The sequence below is a fragment of the Streptomyces sp. NPDC056169 genome, from assembly GCF_042268445.1.
Classification (GTDB): domain Bacteria; phylum Actinomycetota; class Actinomycetes; order Streptomycetales; family Streptomycetaceae; genus Streptomyces.
The window spans coordinates 82,440-105,919 of the sequence record NZ_JBHJUO010000022.1 but is presented as its reverse complement, the minus strand read 5'-3'; the positions used below and the strand labels follow the sequence as shown (position 1 = coordinate 105,919).

Below are 23,480 nucleotides of genomic sequence, written 5' to 3'. Positions count from 1 at the left end.
GCCGACCACTGCCCCCCGGCACTCGATACGCCGACCACTGACCCCGGCGGAACGCGCCCAGACCGCAAGGAAGCACCGCACCATGACCACCCCACACCACGACGCCACCCCGAGTGCCACCCGGACAGCCAACCCGCGTGCCACGCCGAGCGCCGCGCACGAAGGCCTGCGCGCCGCGCTGGCCGCCGCTCCCGTCATCGCGATCCTCCGCTCCGCCTCCGCCGCCCGCTTCGCCGAAGTCACCGACACCCTCCGGGCCTCCGGCGTCCGCGCCGCCGAGTTCACCCTCACCACCCCCGGAGTCCTCGACGCGCTCCGCGAGTACGCCGCCGACGCCCCGCCCGGGCTCGCGCTCGGCGCGGGCACGGTGACCACGCCCGCCGAGGCCCGGGCCGCCGTCGAGGCCGGAGCCACCTACCTCATCACCCCGACCACCTCCACCGAGGTCATCGCCGAGGCCGTCCGCCTGGACGTCCCGGTGCTCCCCGGCGCCTACACACCCACCGAGATCCTCACCGCCTGGCGCGCCGGCGCCACCATGGTGAAGCTCTTCCCCGCCGCGACCGGCGGACCGGAGTACCTCCGCGCCGTCCGCGCCCCGCTGCCCGACATCCCGCTCGTCCCGACCGGGGGCATCGGTGCCGCCGATGCCCCCGCCTACCTCGCCGCCGGCGCCACCGCCCTCGGCGTCGGCAGCCCCCTCGTCGGGGACGCCTGCGAGGGCGGCTCCCTCGCGGCCCTCGCCGACCGCGCGGCCGCCTTCCTCGACGGCATACGCCGATGACGCCGGCAGCGCCCGAACTGGTCACCCTCGGCGAGGTCATGGCGGTCGCCGCCGCCACCGCGCCCGGCCCGTTCGCCACGGGAGCACCCCTGCGGCTCGGCTGGGCGGGCGCGGAGGCGACCGTCGCCATCGGCGTCAGCCGGCTCGGTCACCGCGCGGCCTGGACCGGCCGCGTCGGGGACGACGCGACGGGCGCGATGGTCCTCGCCGGACTCCGCGCCGAGGGCGTCGACGTCTCCGGCGCCCGTACGGACCCGGCGGCCCCCACCGGCCTGATGCTCCGCGAACGCCGCACCGCCGACCGGCTCCGCGTCACGTACTACCGCGCCGGACTCGCCGGCTCCCGGCTCGCTCCCGCCGACCTCGACGAAGCACATCTCACCGGGGCCCGGATCCTCCATGTCACGGGCATCACCCCGGCGTTGAGCACCACGGCCCGCGCCGCCGTCGAGCACGCCGTCGCGGTCGCCCGGGCCGCCGGGGTCACCGTCTCCTTCGACGTCAACCACCGCGAACGCCTCTGGAGCCGCACCGAGGCCGCCAATGTCCTCGCCCGCCTCCTCCCGTACGCCGACATCGTCTTCGCCGGACCCGAGGAGGCCTCCCTCTTCGTGCCCGAGGTGCCCGAGGACGAGCCGGAACGGATGGCCCGCGCCCTGACCCGGCTCGGCCCCGCGCAGGCCGTGCTCAAGCTCGGCGCCGACGGGGCCCTCGCGGTCGCCGACGGCGAGCTCCACGTCCAACAGGCCGTACCCGTCACGGCCGTCGACCCCGTCGGTGCGGGCGACGCCTTCGTCTCCGGCTACCTCGCCGCCGTCCTCGACGGCTCCCCGGCACCGGAACGTCTCCGTCTCGCCGCGCTCTGCGGAGCCTTCGCGGTCTCCGTCCCCGGCGACTGGGAGGGCCTCCCGCGCCGCGCCGAACTCGGCCTGCTCGCCGCCCAGGACATCAGCCGCTGAGCCTCCGAACCCGACCGCCCCGCTCCGTACGACCACACAGGAACCCACCACCATGAACCGTTTCTCCGGACAGACCGCCGTCGTGACCGGCGCGGCCTCGGGCATCGGCGCCGCCAGCGCGGCCCGCCTCGCCGCCGAGGGCGCCGCGGTCCTCGTCTCCGACATCGCCGACGAGGCGGGCGAGGCCGTCGCCGCGGCGATCCGCGCCGACGGCGGCCGCGCCGCCTACGTACGCTGCGACGTCTCCTCCGAGGAGGACTGGACCGCACTGCGCGAGGAGGCCCACACCCGCTTCGGCCCGGTCGGCATCCTCCACAGCAACGCCTTCACCCACACCACGGCCGCCGCCCATGAACTCCCCGTCGCCCTCTGGGACCGGGAGATGGCGGTCAACCTGCGGGCCCTCTACCTCGCCACCCGCACCTTCCTCGACGACCTGCGCGCCGAGCGCGGCAGCGTCGTCGCCACCTCCAGCGTCCACGCCGACTTCGGACTCCCCGGCTACCCCGCGTACGCCGCCGCGAAGGGCGGAATGTGCGCGCTGGTACGGCAGTTCGCCGTCGAGTACGGGCCTGACGTGCGCTTCAACTCCGTCCTGCCGGGACCGATCCTCACCGACGTGTGGAACGACGTCGACGAGGAGGGCCGGCGGATGTCCGCCGCCGCCACGGCACTCGCCCGGCTCGGCCGCCCCGAGGAAGTGGCGTCCGCCGTCGCCTTCCTCGCCTCCGCCGACGCCGCCTACATCACCGGAACGAACCTGGTCGTCGACGGCGGCTGGACCGTGAAGAAGGACTCCAAGTGAAGATCACCTCCCTGCGCACCTACCTCGTCGCCCCGCGCTGGTGCTTCCTGCGCATCGAGACCGACGAGGGCATCACGGGCTGGGGCGAGCCCGTCGTCGAGGGCCGCGCGCACACCGTCGCCGCCGCCGTCGAGGAGCTCTCCGACTACCTGATCGGCCGGGACCCGATGAGGATCGAGGACCACTGGCAGGTCCTCACCAAGGGCGGCTTCTACCGCGGCGGCCCCGTCCTCTCCAGCGCCGTCGCCGGCATCGACCAGGCCCTCTGGGACATCACGGGCAAGGCCCTCGGCGTCCCCGTGTGGCAGCTCCTCGGCGGCAACGTCCGCGACCGCGCCCGGGTCTACAGCTGGATCGGCGGCGACCGGCCCGACGAGGTCGCCTCCGAGGCCCTCGCGCGGAAGAACGAGGGCTTCACCGCGATCAAGATGAACGCCTCCGCGCAGCTGCGGCTCATCGACACCCCGGCGGCCGTCCACGGCATCGTCGAGCGCGTCGCCTCCATTCGCGAGGCCGTCGGCGACGAGTTCGACATCGCGATCGACTTCCACGGCCGTCTCACCGCGCCCATGGCCCGCCGCGTCCTGCCGCTCCTGGAGCCGTACCTGCCCTTCTTCGTGGAGGAGCCGGTCGTCCCGGAGATGAGCGACCACATCGGCGACATCGTCCGCTCCACCTCGATCCCCATCGCCACCGGCGAACGCCTCTACTCCCGCTGGGACTTCAAGAAGGTCCTCGACCAAGGCATCGCGGTCGCGCAGCCGGACCTCTCGCACGCGGGCGGCATCTCGGAGGTGCGGAGGATCGCCGCGATGGCGGAGGCGTACGACGTCTCCCTCGCCCCGCACTGCCCGCTGGGTCCGATCGCGCTCGCCTCCTGCCTCCAGGTCGGCTTCGCCGCGCCGAACCTGCTGATCCAGGAGCAGAGCCTCGGCATCCACTACAACACCGGCTCGGACCTGCTCGACTACCTCGTGGACCCGTCGGTCTTCCGGTACGAGGACGGGCACGTGGGGCTGCCCACCGGCCCGGGGCTCGGCATCGAGGTCGACGAGAAGGCGGTCGAGCGGGCCGCCGAGGTCGGTCACCGCTGGCGCAACCCGGCGTGGCGGCGCGACGACGGCTCGCTGGCCGAGTGGTAGCAGGGCATGCCGAAGGGGCCGGACTCGCGGACGAGTCCGGCCCCTTCGGGGTCTGTGTGCGGTGCGTCAGCGGTACGACAATGGTGCGTCAGCGGTGGGCGAGCCAGCCGGCCGCCGGGAGCAGCTTGCTGTCGTAGTCGAACAGGGCCTGGTTCTCCCAGCCGTTGCCCGAGGTGGAGTCGGCGGGGTCCCAGCCGTTGCCGGTGACGGCGGTCCAGGCCGGTTCCCAGTAGACGGCCCCGAGACCGCGGCCGTTCGGCACGGCCTCGACGACGTTCATGACGTCCCGCAGCCAGGCCGACTGGCCGGCGCTGCTCGCCGGGTAGCCGGTGACCAGCTCGCTCGACAGGTCGATGATGTTCTCGTGGCCGTCCTCGCTGTCGAGGCGGAACGGGTACGCGGTCTCGGCGACCATGACCTTCTTGCCGTAACGGGCGGAGACGTCATCGAGGTTGGTCTGGAGCGCGGAGAGCGCGCCGTGCCAGTAGCCGTAGAAGGAGAGCGCGATGACGTCGTAACTCACGCCCTGTGCGGTCGCGTTGTCGAACCACGTCCGGTAGAGGGCGTTGTCGCCGCCGTGGGCGAGGTGCAGCGCGATCTGCGTGTTCGACGAGACCGCCTTGGCGGCGGAGATGCCGGACTTCAACAGCCCGCCGAGCTGCGACCAGTTCGACGTCGAGCCCTCGGGCCAGAGCATGCCGGTGTTGATCTCGTTGCCGATCTGCACCATGTCGGCCGTGGTGCCCTGTGCCTTGAGGGCGTTCAGGACGTCGTAGGTGTGGTTGTAGACGTCGGTCTTGAGCTGGCTGTACGAGTGGCCGGACCAGGCGGCGGGCTTGGTCTGGGCGCCGGGGTCGGCCCAGATGTCGGAGTAGTGGAAGTCGACGAGGAGCTTCATGCCCTGCGCCTTGATCTTCTGGGCGGTGGCGAGGACGCGGGCCTTGTCGTTGTAGCCGTCCGCCGGGTTCACCCACACCTTGAGGCGGCCGTAGTTCGCCCCCGCGTTCTTGAGGAGGGCGACCGCGTCGCCGGTGGCGCCGGTGCTCGACTTGTAGGTCCCGCCGAGGTCCTCGCTCTTCTTGAGCGCGGAGAGGTCGACGCCCCGGACCGTGAGCCCGGTAGTGCCGGACGTGAACGTCAGGTCGTCGACGTTGAGCCAGTTCCCGGCATTGGCATCGGAGTTGACGCTGACGGTGCACGCGCCGCCCGAGACGGTGACGGGGGTGACGATCCGTATCCAGGTGGACGTGACGGGCAGGTCGGTGCGCTGTTCGGCGGAGCCGCAGTTGCGCAGGGCCAGATAGGCGGAGTTCTGCCCGCCGCCGGAGCGGACCCAGGCGCTGAGCGTGTACGTGCCGTCGGCGAGGCCGGAGAGGTACTGGTACGTCTCGACCTTGTACGCGGACCCCGACCAGTGACTGAGGCGGTAACCGCCGCCGTGGCCCCCGGCCTCGGTGAACGAGGAGGCGTTCTGGCCGGCGGCGGAGTAGGTGGACTAGCCGGCCGGGGTGGCGGTGCCGGCCGCGTCGCTCTCGAACCCGGCGTTGGTGAGCGTGGCGGCTGCCTCGGCGTGCGGGGCGGCGGGCAGCGGGGCCAGGAGCAGAGCGGCGAGCGCCGCGGCGACGGCCGCGGCTCGCAGGCGGATGCGGCTTCGTACGGGGTGCATCGTCGAGTCCCTTCGACGGTGGCCAATGTGAGGTGTGGTGCGGGTGGTTCCTTACGGGTGGCACGGCTCACCCGGGGGCGGCGCAGCGGGTTCCGCCGCCCCCAGGGAGATCGGGGGCCCCGGCGGCAGGCCGGGGGAGGGGTGGGCCGGTGAAGCGGTGGGACGCCCGGTGGGGCTGTGGGGAGGTCAGGCGTTCAGGCGGACGACGCCGACCGCACCGGCGGGGACGGTGACCTTCCCGTCGACCGGCGTACCGGCGAGGAGTTCCACGCCGGAGCCGTCCAGCGGCACCACGGCGTCCTCGGCGGAGTGGTTGAGCGCGAAGAGGTACTGCTGCCCGCCCTCCCCGGCGCGGCGCACGACCTCCACGTCCCGCGGGAGCGCGGCCCGGGCCGCGACTCCGGCGTCCACGCAGGCGGCGGCGACGATCGCGTCCAGCGAGGCCGCGTCGAGCCGGGTGGAGACGTACCAGGCGGTGCCCCGGCCGAGCCGGTGCCGGGTGACCGCGGGCCCGCCGGCGGCCGGCCCGTCCGCGTACGTCCACACGGTCTCGGCGCCGCGCGGCCGGACGAACTCCGTCCACACGTCGCCGGTGAGGGAGCCGCCGTCCGGGCCCGCGATCCGGACGCGCTGGTCGTCGAGGAGCGGCGACCACTCCTCGACGGTGAGGCCGAGGACGTCGCGCAGGGCGCCCGGGTAGGCGCCGGGGTGCACGGCGTCGTGCTCGTCGACGATCCCGGAGAAGTACGAGACGACGAGCGTGCCGCCGTTCTCGACGTACTCGCGGAGGTTCTGCCCGGCCGCCTCGGTCATGAGGTAGAGCGCGGGGACGACGACCAGCGGGTGGGCGGACAGGTCGGCCTCGGGGTGGGCGAAGTCGACCGTGAGGTGCCGGTCGTAGAGGGTCTCGTAGAAGCTGTCGGCGCGCTCGCGGGCGTCGTGGGCCTCGTTCGGCCGCCACTCCAGGTTCTGCGCCCACCAGGAGTGCCAGTCCCAGAGCATGGCGACGTCCGGGACGGTCCGGGTGCCGCGTACCTCCTCCAGGGCCTCCAGACCGGCGCCGAGGGCGACGACCTCGCGCCAGACGCGGGTGTCGGTGCCGCCGTGCGGGACCATCGCGGAGTGGAACTTCTCGGCGCCGCGCCGGGACTGGCGCCACTGGAAGAACATGGCGCCCTCGGATCCGCGGGCGACGTGGGCGAGGGAGTTGCGGGCCATCTCGCCGGGGCGCTTGGCGGGGTTGCGGGCCTGCCAGTTCACGCCGGACGTGGAGTGCTCCAGGAGCAGCCAGGGCGCGCCGCCCGCGACGGAGCGGGTCAGGTCGGCGGCCATGGCGAGGTTGACGTGGGTGCGGCGGCCGTCGGTCATCAGGTAGTGGTCGTTGGTGACGAGGTCGACCTCGCGTCCCCAGGCCCAGTAGTCGATCGAGTCGCACTGGCTGAGCGCGGTCATGAAGTTGGTGGTGACGGGGATGCCGGGGGCCAGCTCGTGCAGGATGTCCCGTTCCGTCCGGAAGTTCTCGCGGATGGTGGTGTCGGCGAAGCGCCGGTAGTCGAGCTGCTGGGCGGGGTTGCCGACGGTGGGGGTGACGCGGGGCGGGTCGATCTCGTCGTACGAGGCGTAGCGCTGCCCCCAGAAGGCGGTGCCCCAGGCCTCGTTCACGGCCTCCACCGAGCCGTGGGTCTCGTGGAGCCAGCGGCGGAAGTGGGCGGCGCAGTGGTCGCAGTAGCAGGCGCTGACGGGCACGCCGTACTCGTTGTGGACGTGCCAGAGGGCGAGCGCGGGGTGGCTGCCGTAGCGGCGGGCCAGTTCGGTGGTGATGCCGGCGGCGGCCGCGCGGTAGGCGGGCGAACTGTGGCAGATCGCCCCGCGTGAGCCGTACGAGTAGCGGACGCCCTCGGCGGTGACGGGCAGGGCCTCGGGGTGGGCGCGGTAGAACCAGGCGGGCGGTGCCACGGTGGGCGTGCCCAGGTCGACGCGGATGCCGTGCGCGTGCAGCAGGTCGAGGAGCCGGTCGAGCCAGCCGAAGTCGTACCGGCCCCGCTCGGGCTCCAGGAGGGCCCAGGAGAAGATGCCGACGCTCACCATCGTGACGCCGGCCTCCCGCATCAGCCGGACGTCCTCCTGCCAGACGCTTTCCGGCCACTGCTCGGGGTTGTAGTCGCCACCGAACGCGAGCCGGTGCAGGCCCTTGGGAGTGGTCTGCGGCATGAGTCTCTCCTGAACCATCGGAAGATAAAAGCTTTGTTCGTTGGGAACGTGCACACACCCGATCTCGATGTGGCAACGCAACATAACCGCACACGAACAACCATTGACAAGTGTCCGGAACGTTTCTCTACTGTGAACGCTCACAGATGCATGGTCGGCCTCTCCGTCTGCGAGAGAGGCCCCTTTCGGTCAGGGAGAAGTACCCCATGCCCCACATCACGCGCCGCAGCCTCGCCGCCGCCACCGCCGTCCTGCTCGGCGCCACCGCACTCACCGCCTGCGGCTCCTCCGACTCCGGCTCCGGATCCGGCGGCACGACGGGCGCGGAGTCCGGCCCGGTCTCGCTCACCTACTGGGCCTGGGCGCCCGGCATGGACAAGGTCGCGGCCCTCTGGAACGCCAAGCACCCCGACATCAAGGTCACCGTGCAGAAGCAGGCCTCCGGCGACGACCTCGTCACGAAGATCATCACCGCGGCGAAGGCGCACAAGGCCCCCGACCTGGTGCAGGCCGAGTACCAGGCCCTGCCGACGCTCGTCAGCAACGACGCCCTCGCCGACATCGCCCAGGAGGTCCAGGGCGTCAAGGACCGGTTCGCGCCCGGCATCTGGCAGCAGACCACCTTCGGCGGCGAGGCCGTCTACGCCCTGCCGCAGGACTCCGGGCCGCTGATGTTCTTCTACCGCGAGGACCTCTTCAAGCAGTACGGCCTGACCGTACCCACCACCTGGGACGAGTTCGCCGAGACCGCCCGCGCGGTCAGGAAGAAGGCGCCGAAGAAGTCCCTGACCACCTTCTCCGCCAACGACTCCGGCCTCTTCGCCGGCCTCTCCCAGCAGGCCGGGGCCAAGTGGTGGACCTTCGAGGGCGACACCTGGAAGGTCGGCATCGACGACGCCGCCACCAAGAAGGTCTCCGACTTCTGGGGCGGCCTGGTCGCCGAGGGCGCCATCGACAACCAGCCGATGTACACCCCCGCCTGGAACAAGGCCCTCAACACCGGCGAGCAGATCGCCTGGGTCAGCGCCGTCTGGGCGCCCGGCACCCTCACCACCGCCGCCCCCGACACCAAGGGCAAGTGGGCGATGGCCCCGCTCCCGCAGTGGAACAAGGGCGAGAACACCACCGGCAGCTGGGGCGGTTCCTCCACCGCCGTCACCACCGACTCGAAGCACAAGGCGGCCGCCGCCGAGTTCGCCACCTGGCTGAACACCGACCCGGAGGCCCTCGCCGCCCTCGTCAAGGAGAGCGGCATCTACCCCGCCGCCACCGCCGCCCAGACCAGCGGCGCCCTCGCCAAGGCCCCCGACTACTTCGCCAACCAGCCCGACTTCTACACCCGCGCCGCCGAGATAGCGAAGACCACCGCCCCGGCCGCCTGGGGCCCCAACGTCAACGTCGCCTACACCTCCTTCAAGGACCGGTTCGGCGCGGCCGCCAAGGCCAAGAGCGGCTTCGCCGAAGCCCTCGCCGCGATGCAGGCCGCCACCGTCGCGGACCTCGCCAAGCAGGGCTTCGAGGTTGCCAAGTGACGCAGCCCCCCAAGGGCGTGCGCCGGTCGTACGGGGTCAAGGCGGCCCCGTACGGCTTCCTCCTCCCCGCGGCCGTCCTCTTCGCCCTCTTCTTCGCCCTGCCCATCGGCTACGCGGTCTGGCTCAGCTTCCACAAGGTCAAGATCAAGGGCCTCGGCCTCGGCAAGGGAGCCAAGTCCGAGGTCTGGGCCGGCCTGGAGAACTACACCTCCGCCCTCACCGACTCCGAACTCCTCGCGAGCGCCCTGCGCGTCCTCGGCTACGGCGCCATCGTCGTCCCCGTCATGCTCGGTCTCGCCCTCTTCTTCGCGCTCCTGCTCGACTCCGAGCGCGTCCGGGCCCGCTCCTTCGCCCGGCTCGCGATCTTCCTCCCGTACGCCGTCCCCGGCGTCATCGCGGCCGTCCTCTGGGGCTTCCTCTACCTCCCCGACGTCAGCCCCTTCCACTACCTCCTCGACAAGGCCGGCCTCCCGCAGCCCGACCTCATGGACGGCGGACCGCTCTACCTCGCGATGTCCAACATCGCCGTCTGGGGCGGCACCGGCTTCAACATGATCGTCATCTACACCGCACTGCGCGCCCTGCCCACCGAGGTGTACGAGGCGGCCAAGCTCGACGGCTGCTCCGAGCTCCAGATCGCGCTCCGCGTCAAGATCCCGATGGTGGTGCCCTCGCTGGTGCTCACCTTCTTCTTCTCGATCATCGCGACCCTCCAGGTCTTCAACGAGCCGATGACGCTCAAGCCGCTCACCAACGGCATCCCCTCCACCTGGAGCCCCCTCATGAAGGTCTACAGCGACGCCTTCACCGGCGGGAACATCCACGCCGCCTCGGCCACCGCCGTCGTCCTCGCCCTCGCCACCTTCGCGCTCTCCTTCGCGCTCCTCAGGATCTCCAACCGCCGCACCACACAAGGAGCAGGCCGATGACCGGGCTCGCCTCCCCGACGCTCCGCACGGCGGCCCCCGCCGCCGGGCCCACCCCCGGCACCTCCCAGCCGCCGCCGCGCCCCCGCCGCACCGCCCTGCTGCCGACGGCCGCCCTCGTCCTCGGCGCGCTCTACTGCCTGCTGCCCGTCGCCTGGGTCCTCGTCGCCGCCACCAAGGCCGACGACGAGCTCTTCTCCACCTTCACCTTCCTGCCCGGCAGCGGCTTCACCGACAACATCGGCGAGCTCACCGGATACCGCGACGGCATCTACTGGCGCTGGATGGCCAACTCGGTGCTGTACGCGGGCCTCGGCGGCATCCTGTCCACCGTCGTCTCCGCGTTCGCCGGCTACGCCCTCGCCGTCTACCGCTTCCGCGGCCGCGAGGCGTTCTTCAACATCATGCTCGCGGGCGTCCTCATGCCCCCGGTCATCCTCGCCATCCCGCAGTACCTGCTGATGGCCGAGGCCGACCTGACGGACACGTACGCCTCCGTCCTGCTGCCGCTGGTCCTCTCCCCGTACGGCGTCTACCTCGGCCGCATCTATGCCGAGGCCGCCGTCCCCATGGAGCTCGTCGAGGCCGGCCGCATGGACGGCGCCGGCGAGTGGCGGATCTTCCTCAGGATCGCCGTCCCGATGATGGCCCCGGGCCTGGTGACGATCTTCCTCTTCCAGTTCGTCGCCATCTGGAACAACTTCCTGCTGCCCTTCATCATGCTCGGCGACGACGAGAAGTTCCCCATGACCGTCGGCCTGTTCACCCTCCTCAAACAGGGTGCCAGCCAGCCCGCCCTCTACACCCTGGTCATCACGGGCGCCCTGCTCGCGGTCGTCCCGCTCATCGCCCTCTTCCTTCTCATCCAGCGCTTCTGGAGCCTCGATCTGCTCTCCGGCGCCGTAAAGTCCTGAAGCACAGGGGAGCGAGGGGAAACACACAGCATGAGCACAGCAGCGGCAAGGCGCCGTCCGGCGACCATCCACGACGTGGCCCGCGAGGCCGGGGTCTCGCGCGGCACCGTCTCCCGCGTCCTCAACGGCGGCCACTACGTCAGCCCGTCCGCGAAGGCCGCCGTCGACGCGGCGATCCGCAGAACGGGATACGTCGTCAACCGGCACGCCCGCTCGCTGATCACCGGCAAGTCCGACTCGGTCGCCTTCCTCCTGACCGAGCCGCAGGAGCGCTTCTTCGAGGACCCCAACTTCAACGTCCTGCTGCGGGCCTGCACCCAGGCACTCGCCGCCCAGGACATCCCGCTCCTCCTGATGATCGCGGGCACCGAGGACGAACGCCGCCGCAACCTCCGCTACATCGAGGCCGGCCACGTCGACGGCGTCCTCCTCGTCTCCAGCCACTCAGGCGACCCCGTGGTGGCCCGGCTGCACGAGGCCGGCGTGCCCGTCGTCGCCTGCGGCAAGCCCCTCGGCCAGACCGCCAAGATCGGCTACGTCGCCGCCGACGACCGCGACGGCGCCCGCGACATGGTGCGCCATCTGTACGCGTCGGGGCGGCGGCGGATCGCCACCGTCAGCGGCCCGCTCGACACCCCGGGCGGCGTCGAGCGGCTCGCCGGCTACCGCGAGACCCTCGCCGAGGTCGGACTCCCCGTCGACGAGACGCTCGTCGCGACCGGCGACTACAGCCGGGCGAGCGGCGAGGACGCGGCCGTCGCCCTCCTGGAGCGCGCCCCCGACATCGACGCGGTCTTCGTCGCCTCCGACCTGATGGCGCAGGGCGTCCTCGACGCCCTGGCCCGCGCGGGCCGCCGGGTCCCCGAGGACATCGCGGTGGGCGGCTTCGACGACTCCCCGGCGGCCCTCTCAAGCCGCCCCTCGCTCACCACGATCCGTCAGCCGTGGGACCGGATCAGCACCGAGATGGTGCGGACGCTGCTGGCCCGGATAGCGGGCGAGGAACCGGCGGCGGTCATCCTGCCCACGGAGCTCGTCCGCCGGGAATCGGCGTAAGGGTACGACCGGCCCGACTGACGGGCGGTCGGACCCCTCCGGACCCCGGGAAGACCCCGCCGGACCCCGCCGGAGTCTTCCCGGGGTCCGGCCGCTCCGTCGTCGCCGTCCCTGGTGGGGTGGCGGGTCCGCCGCGTCACGGGTTCCTCGGGGACGGTGCCGTGCGCGCGGCGGCCGCGTCCCAGGCGGCGCGCCCGGCGGGGTCCTGCCGGGGGGCGTAGTGCCGCAGCGGCTGGGTCCGCGCGACGAGCCGGCGCATCGAGGCGAGGTCGCCGACGAGCCCCGCCGCCCGCGCCTGTACGAGGACGTTGCCGAGGGCCGTGGCCTCGACAGGACCGGCGACCACGGGAAGCCCGGTGGCGTCCGCCGTCCACTGGCACAGCAGCTCGTTGCGGGCCCCGCCGCCCACGAGATGGACCCGCGCGATCTCCCGGCCGGCCAGCTCGGCGGCCTGCCGCAAGGTGCGCCGGTGCGCGAGTGCCAGGCTCTCCAGGACGCAGCGGACCACCGCCCCGGGGCTCTCGGGCGCGCGCTGCCCGGTCCCGCGGCAGTGGGCCCGTATCCGCTCCGGCATGTCGCCCGGGGCCAGGAACTCCGGCGCGTCCGGGTCGACGAGCGCCGCCAGCGGCTCCGCCCGCGCCGCCTGCGCGAGCAGCTCCGGCAGCCCGGCGGCCGACCCGTGCCCCGCCCAGGTCCTGCGGCACTCCTCCAGGAGCCACAGACCCATGATGTTGCGCAGGAAGCGGACGGTGCCGTCGACCCCGCGCTCGTTGGTGAAGTTGGCCGCCCGGGACTCCTCGGTGAGCACCGGGGCGTCCAGCTCCAGACCGGCAAGGGACCAGGTGCCGCAGGACAGGAAGGCGACGTCCGGGGCCGTGGCCGGGACGGCGACCACGGCCGACGCGGTGTCGTGCGAGGCGACCGCCGTCACCGGCGTCCGCGCGTCGAGGCGGGTGAACTCGGCGACGTACGGCAGGAGTTCGCCCGCCGGATCGCCGGGCGCGCGGAGCGGCGGCAGCAGCCCGGGATCCACCCCGAGCCTGCCGATCAGCTCCTTGGACCAGGTGCCCGCGCGGGCGTCGAAGAGACCCGTGGTGGAGGCGTGGGTCTCCTCGGCTCCGACCGTCCCGGTCAGCCAGTGGACCATCAGGTCCGGCAGGAGCAACAGCGTGCGTGCCGCGTCGAGTTGGGCGCTCCCGGCGGCTGCGGCGAGCTGGAAGACGGTGTTGAAGGGCAGGTGCTGGAGGCCGGTGATCCGGTAGAGCTCCGCCGGGCCGACGCGCGCCCACACGGACTCCGCGGCGCCGTCGGTGCGCGGGTCGCGGTAGTGGTGCGGGGCGCCGAGGAGGACGCCGTCCGCGTCGAGGAGGCCGTAGTCCACGCCCCAGGTGTCGACGCCGACGGAGGCGACCCCGCCGGAGCGGGCTGCCGCGCGCAACCCCTCCAGGACGCCCTGGAAGAGGGCGAGGACGTTCCAGCGCAGCCCGTCCGGCAGCGGGACAGGGGTGTTGGGGAAGCGGTGGGCCTCGGTGAGGTCGAGGCGGCCGGGGCCGACGCGGCCGAGCATCACCCGTCCGCTGGTGGCCCCCAGATCCGCCGCCGCGAAGACGTCGCGCGGCCCTGCCGTCGGCCCGCTCACCGGAGGAAGGCGGCCGCCACGCCCGCGTCCACCGGGACGTGGAGCCCGGTCGTGTGGGCGAGGTCGCCGCCCGTGAGCGCGAAGACCGCGTTGGCGACGTGCTCGGGAAGAACCTCCCGCTTCAGCAGGGTGCGCTGGGCGTAGAAGGCGCCCAACTCCTCCTCCGCGATGCCGTACGTGGCGGCCCGCTGCGCGCCCCAGCCGCCGGCGAAGATGCCCGAGCCGCGCACCACGCCGTCCGGATTGACGCCGTTGACGCGGATCCCGTTTTCACCCAACTCGGCTGCCAGAAGCCGCACTTGATGGGCCTGGTCGGCCTTCGTGGCGGAGTAGGCGATGTTGTTCGGGCCGGCGAAGACCGCGTTCTTGGAGGCGATGTAGACGATGTCGCCGCCGAGGCCCTGCGTCGTCATCACCCGCGCGGCCTCCCGGGACACGAGGAACGACCCCCGCGCCATGACGGCGTGCTGGACGTCCCAGTCCTCCGCCGTGGTGTCCAGGAGCGGCTTGGAGATCGACAGGCCCGCGTTGTTGACGACCAGGTCCACCCCGCCGAAGGCGAGCAGCGCCGACCGGAAAGCGGCGCCGATCCGCTCCTCCGACGTGACGTCCACGGCGACGGCCACCGCCGTGTCCGGTCCGCCCAACTCCGCTGCGACCGCCGCCGCGTTCGCCGCGTCGCGATCGGCGACCACCACACAGGCGCCCTCGGCGGCCAGCCGGTGCGCGATCGCCCGGCCGATGCCGCTGCCCGCGCCCGTCACGAGCGCCACCCGGGTCGCGAGCGGCCGTGGCGCGGGCATCCGCCGCAGTTTGGCCTCCTCCAGCTCCCAGTACTCGATGCGGAACTTCTCCGACTCCTCGATCGGCGCGTACGCGGAGACCGCCTCCGCCCCGCGCATCACATTGATCGCGTTGACGTAGAACTCGCCCGCCACCCGCGCCGTCTGCTTGCCGCGGCCGAACGAGAACATGCCGACGCCGGGGACGAGGACGATCGCCGGATCCGCGCCCCGCATCGCGGGGGAGCCGGCCGTCGCGTGCCGCGCGTAGTACGCCGCGTACTCCTCGCGATAGGCGGTGTGCAGCTCCCGCAGCCGGTCGACCGCCCGGTCGAGGGGCGCGTCGGCCGGCAGGTCGAGGACGAGCGGCCGGACCTTCGTCCGCAGGAAGTGGTCGGGGCAGGACGTGCCGAGGGCGGCGAGCCGCGGGTGCTCGGCGCGCGCGAGGAAGTCGAGCACCGCCGCGGAGTCCGTGAAGTGGCCGACCTGCGGCCGGTCCCGCGAGGCGAGCCCCCGGACGTACGGGGCGAGTGCGGCGGCTCGTTCCCGCCGCTCGGCCTCGGGCAGCGGCGCGTACCCCTCGACGACCGGGCCGAAGGGCTCCGGGCGGCCCCGCTCGACGAGGAAGGCCTCGGCGGTGCGGATGATGTGCAGGGAGTTGCGCTCGCACTCCTCGGAGGTCTCGCCCCAGGCCGTGATGCCGTGGCCGCCGAGGACGCAGCCGATCGCCGCCGGGTGGGCCGCCTTCACGGCGGCGATGTCCAGACCCAGCTGGAAGCCGGGGCGCCGCCACGGCACCCACACCACCGTGTCGCCGAAGCAGTCGGCGGTCAGCTTCTCGCCGTCGGCGGCGCAGGCGAGCGCGATGCCCGCGTCCGGGTGGAGGTGGTCGACGTGGGCCGCGGGCACCAGGCCGTGCAGGGCGGTGTCGATGGACGGCGCCGCGCCGCCCTTCCCGTACAGACAGTGGTCGAACGCGGCGACCATCTCGTCCTCGCGCTCGACGCCCGGGTAGACGTCGACGAGCGCGCGCAGCCGGTCGAGGCGCAGCACCGCGAGCCCGTCCTCGGTGAGCGTGCCCAGGTCGCCGCCGGAGCCCTTGACCCACATGAGGTCGGTGGGGCCGCCGGTCACGGGGTCGGTGACGGTGCCCTTCGCGGAGACGTTGCCACCGGCGTAGTTGGTGGTGCGGGGGTCGGAGCCGAGCCGGTGGGCCCGCTCTACGAGGGAGGTGACGACGGGGTGTGTGGCCGGGGTCATGTGGTCTTCTTTCGGACAGGATGCGAAGGGATGCCGAGAGGGGTCACGCGCCCCAGCCGGCCTGGTTCCCGCCGACGCGCTCGGCGGCGATCCGCTCCTGGCGCCCGGAGCGGAGGTAGGCGGCGACCGGGTCCGGGTCGAGGCCCCGCTCCTCGCGCAGCGCGCGCAGCAGGGGCCGTACGTCGGTGTCGTAGGCGTCCATCAGGACGGCGTGGGCGGCGAGCACGTCCCCGTCCCGCTGCGCGGCGGCGAGGGCGTCGGCGTCGACGAGCAGCGCCTTGGCGGTGGCCTCCTGGACGTTGGCCACGGAGCGGATCACGGCGGGGACCTTCGCCTCGATGTTGTGGCACTGGTCGAGCATGAAGGCGACGTTCGCGGCGGGCTCCAGGCCGCCGTTGCGGACGACCTCGTGCATGATCCGGAAGAGCTGGAAGGGGTCGGCGGCACCGGCCATCAGGTCGTCGTCCGCGTAGAACCGCGAGTTGAAGTCGAAGCCGCCGAGCCTCCCCTCCCGGAGCAGCAGGGCCACGATGAACTCGATGTTGGTGCCCGGCGCGTGGTGGCCGGTGTCCACGACCACCCGGGCCTTCGGGCCCAGCTTGAGGCAGTGCGCGTACGCGGTGCCCCAGTCCGGCACGTCGGTCGTGTAGAAGGCCGGCTCGAAGAACTTGTACTCCAGGAGCATCCGCTGCCCCTCGCCGAGCCGCTCGTACACCTCCGCGAGGGAGTCGGCGAGCCGCCCCTGCCGGGCGGTGACGTCGTCCTGCCCGGGGTAGTTCGTGCCGTCCGCGAACCACAGCTTCAGATCGGCCGAGCCGGTCGCGTCCATGATGTCGACGCAGTCGAGCAGGTGGTCCACGGCCCGGCGCCGCACGGCGGCGTCCGGGTGGCAGACGCTGCCGAGCCGGTACGTGTCGTCCTGGAAGGTGTTGGAGTTGATCGCGCCCAGTTCGAGCCCGCGCTCCTTCGCGTACGCGGCGAGGGCGGCGTAGTCGTCGACCCGGTCCCACGGGATGTGCAGCGACACCTTGGGGGCGACGCCCGTGTGGGCGTGGACCTGCGCCGCGTCGTCGAGCTTCTCGTACGGGGTCCGGGGCACGCCCGGCTGCGCGAAGACCTTGAACCGGGTCCCGGAGTTGCCGTAGCCCCAGGACGGCGTTTCGATCCGCTGGGCGGCGAGTGCGGCCTTGACGGCAGCGATGTCGGGCATGTCCACCTCAGAGTCTTCGTGAGCTGTGAAATGAATCGATTCAGTACGTGGGGGAAGCTAACCATCGCGCAGGGTGTCGTCAAGACTCTTGACCGACGGAGCGCCGCCGTCCTAGCGTCCTGACGCACGGAAATGAAACATTTCAGTGAAGGGAGTGGCGGATGGTGAACGCGCAGCGGGTCTGCTTCCTGCTGAAGGTCCGGGCCGAGCGGGTGGACGAGTACCGTGCGCGCCACGCACACGTCTGGGCCGACATGCTCACGGCCCTCTCCGCCGCCGGGTGGCACAACTACTCGCTCTTCCTCCGGGAGGACGGGCTGCTCGTCGGCTACCTGGAGACCCCGGACTTCGACCGGGCGCGCGCGGCGATGGAGGCGGCCGAGGTCAACGCCCGGTGGCAGGCCGAGATGGCGGAGTTCTTCGAAGAGCTCGACGGGCAGTCACCCGACGCCGCGATGCGCCCGCTGACCGAGGTCTTCCATCTCGCGTGAGGGGAGAGGGGAGAGGGGCGGATCCGGGCGGCCGCATAGGATGAAACGCGGGGCGGAAGCCCACCCGGACCGGGTGGCGGCAGGGGCAGGACGGACCAGGTGGGACGGATGACGGACACCGCGCGGACGGCCGCGAACACCGGTGGCAACGCCGGTACCGATGCCGGCGGCAATGCCGGTATCCATGCCGGCGCGAACCCCGGTGCGAACCCTGGCATGAACCCCGGCATGGACCCCGGCGTGAACCCCCGCATCAACGTCGGCATCAAGGACGTGGCGCGCGAGGCGGGCGTCTCCGTCGGCACCGTCTCCAACGTGATCAACCAGCCCGACCGGGTGTCGCCCGCGACGCTCCAGCACGTCCGGCGGGTCATCGCCCGCCTCGGCTACGTCCGCAGCGAGTCCGCCCGCCAGCTGCGCGCGGGCCGCAGCAGGATCATGGCCCTGCTCGTCCTCGACATGGGCAACCCCTTCTTCGTCGACATCGCCCGGGGAGCCGAGCGCGCCGCGCGGGCGGCAGGCCTGGTCGTCATGGTCTGCAACAGCGACCAGAACCCCGGCGACGAGGCCGACTACCTCTCCCTCTTCGCCGAGCAGCGCGTCCGCGGCGTCCTCGTCACCCCCGCCGACCCGAGCGGCGCGAACCTGCGGGAGTTCCGCCGCCACGGCATCCCCTCCGTGCTCGTCGACCGGGTCGCGGGCGACGGCGGCGGCTGCTCGGTCTCCGTCGACGACGTCGTCGGCGGCTCCCTCGCGATCCGCCACCTCGCGGCGGCCGGCCACCGGTCCTTCGCGTACGTGAGCGGCCCGCCCCACCTCCAGCAGATCCGCGACCGGCGCGAGGGCGCCCTCCTCGCGCTCGCCGAGGCCGGCCTGCCCGCCTCGGCCCTCCGCGAACTCCCGGCCGAGCGCCTCGACGTGGCCTCCGGACGCGACGCGGGCGCCCGCCTCCTCGGCCTCTCCGAGCGGCCGACCGCCGTCTTCTGCGCCAACGACCTGCTGGCCCTCGGGGTCCTCCAGGCGCTGTACGCGGCCGGAGTCCGGGTCCCGGAGGACATGGCCATCGTCGGCTACGACGACATCGAGTTCGCGGCGGCCGCGACCGTACCCCTCACATCCGTACGGCAGCCGGCGCTCACGCTCGGAGCCAGGGCCGCCGAGCTGCTCCTGGAGGAGACCGGCGAGCGGGCGGACGAGCACCGGCACGAACACGTCGTGCTCCAGCCGGAGCTGGTCGTCCGCCGCTCGTCGCTCGCCGCGCACTGACTCCTTCGTGCCGGGGCGTCGTCAGCGGACGCCGAGAAGGTGCTCCAGGGCCAGCTGGTCGAGGTGCTCGAAGGCCATGGAGCGGGCGGCGGCCGCGTCCGCGTCGAAGGTCTCGTACGCCGTGGGGTCGGCGAGCAGCGCGGCGAGGCCGTCGGCGGCCGTGGGGACGGCGAGCTCGGGCAGCCGGGAGGCGGCCAGCGCCCCCTGGACGTCCGGGTCGGCGCGGAAGGCCGCCGCGCGCTCCTTGAGGATCAGGTAGTTCCGCATGCAGTTCTTCGCGGACTCCCACACCCCGTCGAAGCCGTCCGTGCGCACCGGCTTGAAGTCGAAGTGGCGTGGACCCTCGTACCCGGCCGTCTCCAACAGGTCCACCAGCCAGAACGCCTGGCGCAGATCGCCCGCCCCGAAGCGGAAGTCCTGGTCGTACTTGATGCCCGACTGGCCGTTGAGGTCGATGTGGAAGAGCTTGCCCGCCCACAGGGCCTGCGCGATGCCGTGCGGGAAGTTGAGCCCGGCCATCTGCTCGTGACCCGTCTCGGGATTCACCCCGACGAGTTCGGGGCGCTCCAGGCGCTCGATGAAGGCGAGGGCGTGGCCGATGGTGGGCAGCAGGATGTCGCCGCGCGGCTCGTTCGGCTTGGGCTCGATGGCGAAGCGCAGGTCGTAGCCCTGCTCGGTGACGTACGCGCCGAGGAGGTCGAAGGCCTCCTTCATCCGGTCGAGCGCGACGCGCACGTCCTTGGCGGCGCCGGACTCGGCGCCCTCCCGGCCGCCCCAGGCCACGTACACGGTCGCGCCGAGCTCGACGGCCAGGTCGATGTTGCGGAGGGTCTTGCGCAGGGCGAAGCGGCGCACGTCCCGGTCGTTGGCGGTGAACGCGCCGTCCTTGAAGACGGGGTGGGTGAAGAGGTTGGTGGTGGCCATGGGCACCGCGAGCCCGGTGCGGTCCAGGGCGGCCCGGAAGCGCTTGACGATCGCGTCTCGCTCGCCGTCCGGAGCACCGAAGGGGATGAGGTCGTCGTCGTGGAAGGTGATGCCGTACGCGCCGAGGGCGGCGAGTCGCTCGACGGCCTCGACCGGGTCGAGGGCGGGGCGCGTGGCCTCGCCGAAGGGGTCGCGGCCCTGCCAGCCGACGGTCCAGAGGCCGAAGGTGAAGCGGTCCTCGGGGGTGGGGGAGAAGAGCTCCGGCACGATGTGTCCTTCCCTTGCACTCGGGATTTGTTATCTGACATAACTAATACGGGATGCGGGTGTGCCGGCGCCAGACCCACCCCCGATCCCGTGCGTGAGAGACGCAGAGAGACGACGTAGAGAGATGACGCAGAGAGAGATGAGGTGAGGGCGTGCGCACCAGCCGCTCCGTCGTGATCGGCGTCGACAGCTCGACGCAGTCCACCAAGGCCGTCGCGGTCGACGCCGGGACCGGCGAGCTCCTCGCCGTCGGCCGCGCCCCGCACACCGTCACCGGCACCGGAGGCGCGCGGGAGAGCGACCCCGAGGAGTGGTGGACCGCCCTCGTCACGGCGGTCCGCGCGGCGGTACGGGACGCGGGCGTCCCGGCCGCATCCGTCACCGGCATCGCGGTCGCCGGACAGCAGCACGGCCTCGTCACCCTCGGCGCCGACGGCCGGCCCCTGCGCCCGGCGCTGCTCTGGAACGACACGCGCTCGGCGCCGCAGGCCGCCGCCCTCGCGGCCGCGCTCGGCGGACCGACGTCCTGGCTGGAGCGCACGGGTTCCGTCCCCGTCGCCTCCATGACCGCGGCGAAGTGGCAGTGGCTGCGCGAGCACGAACCGGCGCACGCCGCGGCGACCACCGGGGTCCGCCTCCCGCACGACTACCTCACCGAGCGCCTCACGGGCCACGCCGTGACGGACCCGGGAGACGCCTCGGGCACGTGCTGGTACGGAAACGGGATCGCGACCGCGGAGGAAACAGCGGTCGCGAAGGAGGCAACGGAGAGCGCCGACGGAAGGGTGGGCGCCTCCGACGCCGCTGGCGCCTCCGACACCCCAGGCACCTACGACACCGCCGGCGCCTACGACACCCCCGACACCCCCGACACCCCCGGCGCCTACGACCCGGCGATCCTGGACCTCCTCGGCCTCGACCGCACCCTCCTGCCCGCCGTCGCCCCCACCGGCGCCACCCGTGTCGGCACCCTCACCGAGTCCGCCGCCGAGGCCCTCGGGCTGCCCCGTACGGTCGCCGTCGCCGCCGGCACCGGCGACAACATGGCCGCCGCCGTCGGCCTCGGCCTCGGCGGCGCGGGCCTGCTCGACCACCCGGTCGTCAGCCTCGGCACCTCCGGCACGGTCTTCGCCGCCACCCGCGCCCGGCCGGCCCGTCCCGGGCTCGCCGGGTTCGCCGCCACCGACGGCACGTACCTCCCGCTGGGCTGCACCCTCAACTGCACGCTCGCCGTCGACCGGTTCGCGACCCTCCTCGGCCTCGACCGCGAGGACGCCGTACCGGGCGCCGAAGGCGGAGTCGTCGTCCTGCCCTACCTCGACGGCGAACGGACCCCCGACCTCCCGCACGCCGCCGGCCTCGTCACCGGCCTGCGGCACACCACCGACCCGCGCGCGATCCTCGGTGCCGCCTACGAAGGCGCGGCCTTCACCGTGCTGCGCGCCCTCGACGAACTGCTCACCGCCTGCGGCCTCGACGTGACGGACTCCGCCGTCCGCGACCGTCCGCTGCGCCTGATCGGGGGCGGCGCGCGCGGCAGGGTCTGGACCGACACCGTGCGCAGGCTCTCCGGGCGCCCCCTGGTCGTCCCCGCCGCCGAGGAACTCGTCGCCCTCGGCGCGGCCGCCCTCGCCGCGGGCGCCGTCACGGGTGACGACCCCGTGGCCCTGGCCACCGCCTGGGGCACGGGCACGGGCGACGTCCTGCCGCCGGTGAAGCGCTCCACGGAGACCTGGGACCGGATCGCCGGAGTCCTCACGGCCGCGAGCCCGGAACTCCTGCGCTGAGAGGGGCCGCTCGCGTGGACGCGGGACCCGTGACGGGGACAGGAGACGCGGGTTACCGTGGCGGAAACGACGGGGGAGACACCATGGTCGCTGTAATAATCCTTTTCGGGGTGCTCGGCGGTATCGGGGCCTTGTTGACGGTCACGCTGATCAGGCGCGGAAGCAGCCGCACGGAGACGGCCGAGGGCCTCCTCCAGGAGCAGCTGGCCCTGCGCCAGGCCCAGCACGACCGGGTGTCCTTCGGCGCCGCCGCGGTCCACAACTCGGTACCCACCGCGAGCGACACGTACAGCCGCCGCAACGGCCGCCCCTAGGGGTTGTCCGGCAGGACAGGCCGGCAGCGTTCCCGGTCGTCGGTCCACGAGACAGGCAGCCGGTCCGGGCCCTTTTGCTGCCCTACCTGCCTGTGAGGGCCGGTGGGGCGGTGGAACCGCGTAGCAGCGGGCGGAGGCATGCGGATACGGTCCCTGCCGTGGCGCGTTGAATCATGCACGCGTCACATCAGGGAGGGAATTCATGCGTACACCCTTGTTCCGGCGTCTGGCCGCCACGGCCGCCGCGCTGGGACTCACTTCGCTCGGCCTGCTCGGCGCGGGCGCCGCGCCCGCACAGGCCGCGGTGAGCGACTGCCCCACGGGGTACTTCTGCGCGTGGGCGAACACCGACAGCACGGGCTCGATGTTCAAGACGCAGTCGAGCAAGGCGACACTGGGCACGTGGGACAACAAGTTCCGCCTGATCATCAACCGCACGCCGGGTTTCGCCTGCACCTTCGACGAGCCGAACTACGAGGACGGTGCCGGGCGGTACGGGAACGACGGCTACACCACCAGCATCGCCAGCAGGTCCGTCAGTTCGGTGAAGATCGTCCGCACGATCCGGGAGTGCGAGGGACCCGCGTACCCCTACTGGCTCACGGAGACCTCGCCCAAGGCCGCGGGCTTCGGCGACATGAACGGCGACCGGAGGGCGGACGTCCTCGTCCGTGACCTGGTCGGACGCCTGTGGTTCCTGCCCGGTGACGGCAGTGGCCGGCTGGTCGGCGCGGGCGGCTGGAACGCCTTCAACGCCATGGTCCGGCACGGCGACTTCAGCCGGGACAACCGCGAGGACGTGATCGTCCGCGAGGCGGCCACCGGCAGACTGTGGCTCTACCCCGGCACCGGGACCGGCGGCCTCGGCACGCGCAAGCTGATCGGCGCCGGCGGCTGGAACGCCATGAGCCGGATCGCCGCGTTCGGCGACCTGACCGGCGACGCGCGGGCCGACCTGCTCGCGGTGGAGAAGTCCACCGGCAGGCTGTGGCTGTACCCGGGCACCTCCACGGGCACCCTGGGCGCACGCAAGCTGCTCGGCACCGGCGGATGGAACGGCATGAACGCCCTGGCGGGCGTCGGTGACATGAACGGCGACGGCCGGGCCGACCTCTACGGCCGCGAGGCGTCGACCGGCAAGCTCTGGCTCTACCCGGGCAAGGCCGGCGCGCTCGGTTCGCGTGTGCTGGTCGGCAGCGGCGGCTGGAACGGCATGCCGACGATCATCGCCAACGGCGACTGGTCGGGCGACGGCCGACCGGACCTCATCGCGACGAATGCCGGCGACGGCATGCTGTACCGGTACGCGGGTACGGGCAGCGGCGGCCTCGGAGCCGGCGACTGGCTCGGCGGCGGCGACTGGCGGGACCTGAACGGCGCCTTCTGACCCTCGAAAGGGCCTCCGCCTCCGGGCGGGGGCCCTTTCACGCACCCGGCAAAGACCGTTGCAGTACCAGGCCCTGCCCGGCGGATCATGGCAGGGACCGGGGCCGCGCCCGGTAACGGCAGCGGGGCCCGGGCCGCGCGTCGCGGTCCGGGCCCCGG

The 23,480-nt window shown here is 72.8% G+C and carries 18 protein-coding genes and 1 pseudogene; 13 read left to right on the top strand and 6 right to left on the bottom strand.

The window, feature by feature from the left end; all coding sequences use genetic code 11:
* Positions 1-82: 82 nt before the first annotated feature.
* From ACFC0G_RS32105 to dgoD, 4 genes are read left to right on the top strand one after another with little or no spacing between them, the layout of a single operon-like run.
* The gene (locus ACFC0G_RS32105) at positions 83-784 is read left to right on the top strand and encodes a bifunctional 4-hydroxy-2-oxoglutarate aldolase/2-dehydro-3-deoxy-phosphogluconate aldolase (RefSeq protein ID WP_376410063.1); all 702 of its coding nucleotides are present in this window, start codon (positions 83-85) and stop codon (positions 782-784) included.
* Complete coding sequence (locus ACFC0G_RS32100; RefSeq protein ID WP_376410060.1) at positions 781-1,743, top strand: sugar kinase; 963 nt, start codon at positions 781-783, stop codon at positions 1,741-1,743. Before ACFC0G_RS32105 ends, ACFC0G_RS32100 begins: the two co-directional genes overlap by 4 nt.
* A gap of 52 nt (positions 1,744-1,795) precedes the next feature.
* The gene (locus ACFC0G_RS32095; protein WP_376410057.1) at positions 1,796-2,548 is read left to right on the top strand and encodes an SDR family NAD(P)-dependent oxidoreductase; all 753 of its coding nucleotides are present in this window, start codon (positions 1,796-1,798) and stop codon (positions 2,546-2,548) included.
* Positions 2,545-3,690 carry a galactonate dehydratase gene (dgoD, locus tag ACFC0G_RS32090; RefSeq protein WP_376410054.1) on the top strand — a complete coding sequence of 382 codons (1,146 nt, stop codon included), beginning with the start codon at positions 2,545-2,547 and terminating at the stop codon, positions 3,688-3,690. Before ACFC0G_RS32095 ends, dgoD begins: the two co-directional genes overlap by 4 nt.
* Positions 3,691-3,778: 88 nt before the next feature.
* Here dgoD and ACFC0G_RS32085 read toward each other — a convergent pair.
* Positions 3,779-5,356, bottom strand: a pseudogene (locus tag ACFC0G_RS32085) (arabinogalactan endo-beta-1,4-galactanase).
* Between the two features lie 186 nt (positions 5,357-5,542).
* The gene (locus ACFC0G_RS32080) at positions 5,543-7,567 is read right to left on the bottom strand and encodes a beta-galactosidase (RefSeq protein WP_376410051.1); all 2,025 of its coding nucleotides are present in this window, start codon (positions 7,565-7,567) and stop codon (positions 5,543-5,545) included.
* A gap of 206 nt (positions 7,568-7,773) precedes the next feature.
* Between ACFC0G_RS32080 and ACFC0G_RS32075 the strand changes: the two genes are divergently transcribed.
* The 4 genes from ACFC0G_RS32075 to ACFC0G_RS32060 are packed head-to-tail and all read left to right on the top strand — an operon-like array spanning position 7,774 to position 11,995.
* Positions 7,774-9,099, top strand: coding sequence for an ABC transporter substrate-binding protein (locus ACFC0G_RS32075; protein ID WP_376410048.1), 1,326 nt, complete (start codon positions 7,774-7,776; stop codon positions 9,097-9,099).
* On the top strand, positions 9,096-10,028 hold the full coding sequence (locus ACFC0G_RS32070; RefSeq protein ID WP_376410045.1) for a carbohydrate ABC transporter permease: 933 nt from the start codon (positions 9,096-9,098) through the stop codon (positions 10,026-10,028). Before ACFC0G_RS32075 ends, ACFC0G_RS32070 begins: the two co-directional genes overlap by 4 nt.
* Complete coding sequence (locus ACFC0G_RS32065) at positions 10,025-10,939, top strand: carbohydrate ABC transporter permease (protein WP_376410042.1); 915 nt, start codon at positions 10,025-10,027, stop codon at positions 10,937-10,939. Before ACFC0G_RS32070 ends, ACFC0G_RS32065 begins: the two co-directional genes overlap by 4 nt.
* A gap of 30 nt (positions 10,940-10,969) precedes the next feature.
* Positions 10,970-11,995 (top strand): LacI family DNA-binding transcriptional regulator, encoded by a 1,026-nt coding sequence (locus ACFC0G_RS32060; protein WP_361971654.1) that lies wholly within the window; start codon positions 10,970-10,972, stop codon positions 11,993-11,995.
* 136 nt (positions 11,996-12,131) lie between these two features.
* On the opposite strand, the gene ACFC0G_RS32055 is transcribed toward ACFC0G_RS32060, so the two are convergent.
* Genes ACFC0G_RS32055 through rhaI form a run of 3 tightly spaced genes read right to left on the bottom strand, consistent with a single transcriptional unit; the run spans position 12,132 to position 16,886 of the window.
* Complete coding sequence (locus ACFC0G_RS32055; RefSeq protein ID WP_376410037.1) at positions 12,132-13,634, bottom strand: rhamnulokinase family protein; 1,503 nt, start codon at positions 13,632-13,634, stop codon at positions 12,132-12,134.
* Positions 13,631-15,676, bottom strand: coding sequence for a bifunctional aldolase/short-chain dehydrogenase (locus ACFC0G_RS32050; protein ID WP_376410034.1), 2,046 nt, complete (start codon positions 15,674-15,676; stop codon positions 13,631-13,633). Before ACFC0G_RS32050 ends, ACFC0G_RS32055 begins: the two co-directional genes overlap by 4 nt.
* Positions 15,677-15,719: 43 nt before the next feature.
* On the bottom strand, positions 15,720-16,886 hold the full coding sequence (gene rhaI, locus ACFC0G_RS32045) for an L-rhamnose isomerase (RefSeq protein ID WP_376410031.1): 1,167 nt from the start codon (positions 16,884-16,886) through the stop codon (positions 15,720-15,722).
* A gap of 161 nt (positions 16,887-17,047) precedes the next feature.
* Between rhaI and ACFC0G_RS32040 the strand changes: the two genes are divergently transcribed.
* Together ACFC0G_RS32040 and ACFC0G_RS32035 are read left to right on the top strand one after the other, a co-directional pair.
* Positions 17,048-17,377 (top strand): L-rhamnose mutarotase, encoded by a 330-nt coding sequence (locus ACFC0G_RS32040; protein WP_376410028.1) that lies wholly within the window; start codon positions 17,048-17,050, stop codon positions 17,375-17,377.
* A gap of 228 nt (positions 17,378-17,605) precedes the next feature.
* The gene (locus ACFC0G_RS32035; protein ID WP_376410216.1) at positions 17,606-18,643 is read left to right on the top strand and encodes a LacI family DNA-binding transcriptional regulator; all 1,038 of its coding nucleotides are present in this window, start codon (positions 17,606-17,608) and stop codon (positions 18,641-18,643) included.
* A 21-nt stretch (positions 18,644-18,664) separates the two neighbouring features.
* Here the strand turns inward: ACFC0G_RS32035 and xylA are convergent, their stop codons facing one another.
* A complete protein-coding gene (gene xylA / locus ACFC0G_RS32030) occupies positions 18,665-19,834 on the bottom strand; it encodes a xylose isomerase (protein WP_376410025.1) in 1,170 nt (389 codons plus the stop codon).
* A gap of 152 nt (positions 19,835-19,986) precedes the next feature.
* Between xylA and ACFC0G_RS32025 the strand changes: the two genes are divergently transcribed.
* The 3 genes from ACFC0G_RS32025 (at position 19,987) to ACFC0G_RS32015 (ending at position 23,322) form a co-directional block, all read left to right on the top strand.
* Positions 19,987-21,621, top strand: coding sequence for an FGGY family carbohydrate kinase (locus ACFC0G_RS32025; protein ID WP_376410022.1), 1,635 nt, complete (start codon positions 19,987-19,989; stop codon positions 21,619-21,621).
* A gap of 83 nt (positions 21,622-21,704) precedes the next feature.
* Positions 21,705-21,935, top strand: a complete 231-nt coding sequence (locus tag ACFC0G_RS32020) for a hypothetical protein (protein ID WP_376410020.1) — start codon at positions 21,705-21,707, stop codon at positions 21,933-21,935.
* Positions 21,936-22,137: 202 nt separating this feature from the next.
* Positions 22,138-23,322: an FG-GAP-like repeat-containing protein gene (locus tag ACFC0G_RS32015; protein WP_376410017.1), complete on the top strand. Its 1,185-nt coding sequence runs from the start codon at positions 22,138-22,140 to the stop codon at positions 23,320-23,322.
* The last annotated feature ends 158 nt before the right edge of the window (positions 23,323-23,480 follow it).